This window comes from Streptomyces sp. NPDC060198, from assembly GCF_042728415.1.
Taxonomy (GTDB): Bacteria; Actinomycetota; Actinomycetes; order Streptomycetales; family Streptomycetaceae; genus Streptomyces.
In genome coordinates, this window is the sequence record NZ_JBHWZJ010000046.1 from 25,137 (window position 1) to 31,690 (window position 6,554).

Annotated in this window: 6 protein-coding genes; 3 read left to right on the forward strand and 3 right to left on the reverse strand. The window is 73.3% G+C overall.

From position 1 onward, the window contains the following. The first annotated feature begins 10 nt into the window (after positions 1–10). On the forward strand, positions 11–718 hold the full coding sequence (locus ACFWEP_RS09425) for a M23 family metallopeptidase (protein WP_387368111.1): 708 nt from the start codon (positions 11–13) through the stop codon (positions 716–718). A gap of 124 nt (positions 719–842) precedes the next feature. Here ACFWEP_RS09425 and ACFWEP_RS09430 read toward each other — a convergent pair whose 3' ends face one another. After that, positions 843–1,748, reverse strand: coding sequence for an A/G-specific adenine glycosylase (locus tag ACFWEP_RS09430; RefSeq protein WP_387368114.1), 906 nt, complete (start codon positions 1,746–1,748; stop codon positions 843–845). Between the two features lie 252 nt (positions 1,749–2,000). Between ACFWEP_RS09430 and ACFWEP_RS09435 the strand changes: the two genes are divergently transcribed. Beyond that, a complete protein-coding gene (locus ACFWEP_RS09435; RefSeq protein ID WP_387368117.1) occupies positions 2,001–2,837 on the forward strand; it encodes a hypothetical protein in 837 nt (278 codons plus the stop codon). Between the two features lie 125 nt (positions 2,838–2,962). Here ACFWEP_RS09435 and disA read toward each other — a convergent pair whose 3' ends face one another. Further along, positions 2,963–4,087 (reverse strand): DNA integrity scanning diadenylate cyclase DisA, encoded by a 1,125-nt coding sequence (gene disA / locus ACFWEP_RS09440; protein WP_328720159.1) that lies wholly within the window; start codon positions 4,085–4,087, stop codon positions 2,963–2,965. Between the two features lie 80 nt (positions 4,088–4,167). Continuing rightward, the gene (gene radA / locus ACFWEP_RS09445; RefSeq protein WP_328720158.1) at positions 4,168–5,580 is read right to left on the reverse strand and encodes a DNA repair protein RadA; all 1,413 of its coding nucleotides are present in this window, start codon (positions 5,578–5,580) and stop codon (positions 4,168–4,170) included. A gap of 83 nt (positions 5,581–5,663) precedes the next feature. Between radA and ACFWEP_RS09450 the strand changes: the two genes are divergently transcribed. Further along, on the forward strand, positions 5,664–6,497 hold the full coding sequence (locus ACFWEP_RS09450) for a class I SAM-dependent methyltransferase (RefSeq protein ID WP_387368122.1): 834 nt from the start codon (positions 5,664–5,666) through the stop codon (positions 6,495–6,497). Positions 6,498–6,554: the final 57 nt, after the last annotated feature.

A 6,554-nucleotide genomic window follows, 5' to 3' on the forward strand; every position in this document is an offset into this window, starting at 1 on the left:
ACCTACTCGTATGTCGAAGCGCGTTACGACCCCCACCCGCCCGTCCACCTCTCGTGTCCGTGGCGCCGTCCTGGCCGCCGGCCTGGGAGCGTCGATGGTCCTGGGTGCTGGCGCGGCGTTCGCCTCCGGCACCACGGGCACCGTCGCCCTCACCAGTGCCACCACCGCCGACGCGGTCGCCAAGCAGGCGTCCGCCCAGAGCAAGGCCGCCGTGGACGCCAAGAAGTCCGCCGCGGAGCAGGCCGACACCGCCAAGAAGGCCGCGGCCGCCAAGCAGGCCGCCGCCAAGAAGAACGCCGCCTCGTGGCAGGTCCCGGTGAAGCACTACACCCTGAGTGCCACCTACGGCACCGGTGGCGACCGCTGGGCCCACAAGCACTCCGGCCAGGACTTCGCGGTGCCGATCGGCACCCCGGTCCACGCCGCCCACGGCGGTACGGTCGTCAAGGCCGGTCCGAACGGCGGCGGCGACGGCCCCGCGTACGGCAACGCGATCGTGATCAAGCACGCCAACGGCAAGTTCACGCAGTACGCGCACCTGTCGAAGATCGACGTCCGTATCGGCCAGACCGTGAAGACCGGCCAGGAGATCGGCCTCTCCGGCAACACCGGTAACTCCAGCGGCCCGCACCTGCACTTCGAGGTCCGGACCACGGCCAACTACGGCTCGGCGATCAACCCGGTCAACTTCCTGCGGACCGTCCACGTGTCCGTCTGACCGAGCGGGATCGCGCCCAGCGTCGAGCACGGCTGATCCACGAAGCCCCGGGACTGTTCCAGTCCCGGGGCTTCGCCGTGCCCGGCGCCCGTCACATCCCCGGCCGGGCGCCCGGCCGGAGGGATCAGGTCAGCGGCAGCCGGTAGAGGCCGTTCGACAGGGGTTCCACCAGCCCGTCGGCCACCAGGCCGTCCAGGGCGCGGGCGCGCTGCACCGGCTCGTCCCACACCGCGTCCAGGGCGGCCTGCGGGACCGGGGCGACGGAGTCGCGGAGCACCGCCAGGAGCCGTCCGCGCACCTGTCGGTCCGTACCGGCGTACGTCTGGCCCCGGCGGGCCGGGCCCTGGTGCGCGGGCTTCCCGGCGAGCAGCCAGGCGCACCGCGAGGCGATGGGACAGCGCGAGCAGTCCTCGTTCTTCGCGGTGCACACCAGCGCACCGAGCTCCATCGTCGCCGCCGCCCAGGCCGCGGCCCGGTCGTCCTCCTCGGGGAGCAGGGCGCGGGCGAGCTTGCGCTCCGCGGCGGTGGTCGCGTTCGGCGGGTACTGGATGCCGGTGGCCGCCCGCGCGAACACCCGGCGGACGTTCGTGTCGAGCACAGCGTGCCGCTGCCCGTACGCGAACGAGGCGACCGCCGCCGCCGTGTACTCGCCGATCCCGGGCAGTGCCAGCAGCTGGGCGTGCTCACTGGGTACGTCGCCGCCGTGGCGTTCCGTTATGGCCTGGGCCGCGCCGTGCAGGCGCAGCGCGCGGCGCGGGTAGCCGAGCCGGCCCCAGGCGCGGACCGCCTCGCCCGGCGCCTCGGCGGCCAGGTCGGCCGGGCGCGGCCAGCGGGCCAGCCACTGCTCGTACACCGGGAGGACCCGGTTCACCGGGGTCTGCTGGAGCATGAACTCGCTCACCATCACGCCCCAGGCGCCGGCCTCCGGGCGGCGCCAGGGCAGATCGCGGGCGTGCTGCTCGAACCACCCGATGACGGGGGTGTGGAGGAGGGAAGCGGGGGGCGTGTGTGTCGAAGTCGTGGCAGTCATCGCACCTACGATCCTGGCACGGAAGGCCCGGCGACGTTCACGGGCGCGGGGGTGTCGCCCCCGGCGAGAGCCTCTGGACGGACAACGCCACCCGTTCTGTCCCCTCTGCCCCGGTCTTCTCGTGCTTGTCCGGCGCGTTCGCCGCGAAACAGTCGCCCAACGAGCCCTTCCGGAATGATGATCCGCAAAAGTTGACCATCACAGCGGCGGGTGGGGCGGGAGTTGGGCAGGATCTCTCGTACAGTTTGCGACGTGGGATCTCTGCGCAAACCGGTCGGCCCGCTTCCCTCCAGCATCTACTGGCGACGGAGGGTGGTAGCGGCGATTCTGGTTGCGCTGCTCGCGGTGCTGCTCGCCTGGGTCTTCCTGCCCGGCACGGGCAAGAAGAGCCCGCCCGACGCCAAGCCCGGTACCTCCGAACCCGCGCGTTCGATCACGCCCGGCCCCTCCGACTCCGGACCGGCGATCAGCCAACAACCCGGCGGGCGGCACGAGTCCGGCGGTGGCGACGACAGCACCGGCGCGGCCTCCGGCGGTTCGGACGGTTCCAACGGCGATGCCGGTGACGGCGCCGACGCGACCACGAGCCCCTCGCCCGGCGCGGGAGCCTCTTCGGACACGGCCGCCGGTGGCGCCGCGGCCGGTGGCACCGCGGGGGTCCAGGTCCCCGCGAGTTCCGCGCTCCCCGACTGCCGCCCCGCCGCGGTGCAGTTGAGCGTGCGGACCAAGGTGACGTACGGCCCCGAGGAGACGCCCAAGTTCGAGCTGATCGCGAAGAACACGTCCACCGGCGACTGCAAGGCGGACCTCGGCCCGAAGGCGGCTGTGCTCACGGTCACGGACGCCAGCGGGGACGACGACGACCAGGTCTGGTCCTCGAAGGACTGCCCGACCGCGTCCGGCAGCCTCTGGTTCAAGGTCCCGGCGGGGCAGACGGTGATCCGCACGATCGACTGGAACCGCACCAGGAGCACCCCGGGCTGCGCGACCCCGCCGACCGGCAAGGCGGCCCCGGGGACGTACCTCCTGGAGGCCAAGGCCCCGGGCGAGCCGCTCCAGCGCGCTTCCTTCGTCCTCGCCAAGGACTGAGCCCAGGGGCGGGGGCTCGTAGCACCGCACCAGGCGCTCGGGCCCCGGGCAGGGGCCCGAGTCCTCCGCGAGGGGCCGAGGCCGTCACGTGGGGGCCCCGGTCCCGAACGCCCCGGCCTCAGCCGTCAGACGTACCGCTCCAGGATCGACGACTCGGCGAGCCGGGAGAGGCCCTCGCGGACGCTCCGCGCCCGCGCCTCCCCGACGCCGTCCACGGTCTGGAGGTCGTCCACGCTCGCCGCGAGCAGCTTCTGCAGCCCGCCGAAGTGCTCCACGAGGCGCTCCATGATCGCACCGGGCAGCCGCGGCACCTTCGCCAGCAGCCGGAAACCGCGCGGCGAGACGGCCGAGTCCAGCGTCTCGGGCGAACCGCTGTACCCCAGCGACCGCGCCACCACAGCGAGTTCGAGCAGCTCGGAATGGCTCAGCGCGTCCAGCTCGGTCAGCGCCTCCGCGACCGTGCGCGAACGCTTCGCCGTCGGCTCGGGGACGTAGTCGCGTACGACGAGCTCCCGCTCCGGCTCCACGCCCGCGATCAGCTCGTCGAGCTGGAGCGCCAGCAGGCGTCCGTCGGTGCCGAGCTCCACCACGTACTCCGCGATCTCCGTCGCGATCCGGCGCACCATCTCCAGCCGCTGCGCGACGGCCGTCACGTCCCGGACCGTCACCAGGTCCTCGATCTCCAGCGCGGAGAGCGTGCCGGCGACCTCGTCGAGGCGCAGCTTGTACCGCTCCAGCGTGGCGAGGGCCTGGTTGGCGCGGGACAGGATCGCGGAGGACTCCTCCAGGACCCGCCGTTCGCCGTCGACGTACAGCGCGATCAGGCGCATCGACTGGGACACCGAGACGACCGGGAAACCGCACGACTTGGAGACGCGGTCGGCCGTGCGGTGACGGGTTCCGGTCTCCTCGGTGGGGATCGAGGCGTCCGGGACCAGCTGGACGCCCGCCCGCAGGATCTTGGTGATGTCCTTGTCGAGGATGAGCGCGCCGTCGAGCTTGCACAGCTCGCGCAGACGGGTCGCGGCGAACTCGACGTTCATCACGAAACCGCCGGTGCACATCGACTCGACGGTCTTGTCCATGCCGAGGACGATCAGCCCTCCGGTGTTCCCCCGCAGGATGCGCTCCAGCCCGTCACGCAGGGCCGTTCCGGGCGCGACCGCGCTCAGCGAAGCGCGCATCAGCGCTTCGTTACCGGTGCCTTGGCCGGACTTTCCGGGCGATGATGCCCGGTCGTTGGCTGCCACTGCACTCCTCCGGTCACGGGTTTGCGGTGCCCTTGCGTCCCTCGTGCCGCGCGTGCGAGCGGGCGAGACCAGGGCAAAGTCTACCGGCGCGCGCCGTCCTCCTGTGGTGCCTCCGAACGAGACCGGCGCGGCAGCACCCTGAGAGCATCGCCCATGTCGGCGACTTCTGTGACCTTCATACCGGCCGGGACCTTTCCCGGATCGCCCGGGACCAGCGCGTGCGTGAACCCGAGACGGTGCGCCTCGGCCAGCCGGCGCTGCACACCGGTGACCCGCCGCACCTCTCCGGCGAGACCCACCTCACCGATGGCGACCAGGTTCTTCGGGAGGGGGGTGTCGCTCGCCGCGCTCGCCAGCGCGAGCGCGATGGCCAGGTCCGCTGCGGGCTCGGTGAGCTTCACCCCGCCGACCGTCGCGCTGTAGATGTCCCGCTTGCCCAGCGCGCTGATCCGGCCCCGCTGCTCCAGCACCGCCAGCATCATCGAGACCCGCGAGGTCTCCAGACCCGAGGTGGTGCGGCGGGGCGACGGGATCTGCGAGTCGACCGTGAGCGCCTGCACCTCGGCCACCAGGGGCCGCTTGCCCTCCAGGGTGACGGTCAGACAGGTGCCGGGCACCGGCTCGTCCCGCCGCGTCAGGAAGAGGCCGGACGGATCGGCGAGACCGGTGATCCCCTCGTCGTGCAGCTCGAAGCAGCCGACCTCGTCGGTCGCGCCGTAACGGTTCTTGACGCCCCGGACCAGCCGAAGCCGCGCGTGCCGGTCGCCCTCGAAGGAGAGCACCACGTCGACGAGGTGCTCCAGCAGCCGGGGTCCTGCGATGGCACCGTCCTTGGTGACGTGACCCACCAGCAGCGTCGCCATCCCACGGTCCTTGGAGGCGCGGATGAGCGCCCCGGCGACCTCGCGGACCTGCGCCATGCCGCCCGGCGCCCCGTCGATCTCCGGCGACGCGACGGTCTGCACCGAGTCCAGCACCAGCAGGGACGGCTTGACCGCGTCGAGATGGCCGAGGACGGCCGACAGGTCGGTCTCCGCCGCGAGGTAGAGGTGGTCGTTGATCGCCCTGATCCGGTCGGCGCGCATCCGGACCTGGCTCGCGGACTCCTCCGCCGTGACGTAGAGGGTGCGGTGCTCCTCGCTCGCGGCCTTCGCGGCCACATCCAGCAGCAGGGTCGACTTGCCGACGCCCGGCTCCCCGGCCAGCAGCACCACGGCGCCCGGTACGAGCCCGCCGCCCAGCACCCGGTCCAGCTCGCCGACACCGGTCGAGCGGGCGGTCGCCTGGCGGCTGTCCACCTGGCCGATGGGCACGGCGGCGGTGGAGACCCGGCCGGCCGCGGTGGTGCGCACGGCGGGCGCGCCGCCGAACTCCTCGACGGTGCCCCAGGCCTGGCATTCCGGGCAGCGGCCGAGCCACTTGGCGGTCGTCCAGCCGCACTCGGTGCAGCGGTAGGACGGACGGTCCTTCGTGGACTTCGTGCGGGCAACCATGGCGTCACCGTATAGCCCGGCTACGACAATGGGGTTTCCGGAGGGCCGCGGGCGACCGCGGCCCCATCGTGGGAGGGGACCGCATGACCAGCAGCACCACACCGTTCGACGAGGCCGAGCGCCTGAAGTGGGCGGGCCTGGCCGACGCCTACGCCGCGTCCTTCGCCCGGCTCTGCGCCCGCACCGTGCCCGAGCTGCTCGACGAGGCGGGCGTGAGCGCCGGAACCCGGGTCCTGGACGTGGGCACCGGTACCGGGGCGGTGGCCGTCGCCGCGTGTACGAGGGGGGCGGTGGTCACCGCCGTCGACGCGGAACCGGACATGGTGAAGAGCGCCACGCGGGCCGCCCCGGCGGCGGACGTGCGCGTCGCCCTCCTGCCGGAGCTGCCCTTCGCGGACGGCGAATTCGACGCGGTCGCCGCGAACTTCGTCCTCAACCACGTCGGGCGCCCCCGGAAGGCGCTCGCCGAACTGCGCCGGGTGACCCGCCCCGGCGGCCGGATAGCGGTCACCATCTGGGGGGCCGACGCCGGGACCGGACAGCGGCTGCTCGGCCGGGCGGTCGCAGCCGCGGGCGCGCTCCGGCCGCCGGAGGTGCCCCCGCTCGCCCCGGAGGAGGCGTTCGAGCAGACCCCCGAGGGCCTCGCCGCACTGCTGGCCGGGGCCGGGCTGGCGGACGTCTCCTGCACCGCCCTCGCCTGGGAGCACCTGGCCACCGTCGAGGAGTGGTGGACCGGGGCCGCGTCCGGAGTGGCGACCATCGGCCGCATCGTGACCGCGCAGACGCCCGCCACGGTGGCGGAGATCAAGCGCCACTACGAGACGCTCAGCGCGGAGTTCGTCGTGCCGGGCGGCGAGGACGAGAAGCTGCTGGCACTGCCGCACCGCGCACTGCTGGCTTCCGGCCGGGTGGTCTGACCGGGCAGGGGCGTACGCCCTCCGGGCGGACGGGCGGGCCCCAGGGGGAGGCCCGCC